The sequence below is a fragment of the Caloramator australicus RC3 genome (assembly GCF_000297115.1).
In the GTDB taxonomy this organism is placed as follows: Bacteria; Bacillota; Clostridia; order Clostridiales; family Caloramatoraceae; genus Caloramator; species Caloramator australicus.
On sequence record NZ_CAKP01000150.1, the window covers coordinates 1 to 347 of the forward strand.

General features: G+C 35.2%; 1 protein-coding gene. It reads left to right on the forward strand.

Annotated features, from left to right (window positions below; translation table 11 throughout):
• The coding region (locus CAAU_RS13385) for a DNA gyrase C-terminal beta-propeller domain-containing protein (RefSeq protein WP_040306806.1) at nt 1-347 on the forward strand (347 nt) is incomplete at both ends.

Consider the following 347-nt stretch of genomic DNA (forward strand, 5'->3'; position numbering starts at 1 on the left):
GGTTAAGGGCATTACCCTAAGAGAAGGTGACATTGCAGTTGGAATGGAAGTTTATAATGAAAATTCAGATCTTTTAGTTGTAAGTGAAAATGGTTATGGAAAGAGAACTAAATGCACAGAATATACAGTTCATTCCCGTGGAGGAAAGGGAATGAAGACCTATAAGGTCAATGATAAAACAGGAAAAATAGTTGGAGTAAAGACTGTAAGGGAAAATGATGAGGTAATGCTAATAAACAATAATGGAATAATTATAAGATTAGAAGTTTCAACAATAAAACAAACGGGTAGAGATGCCATGGGAGTAACTCTGATGAAGACTCAAGAGGATGAAAGGATTGTCTCCA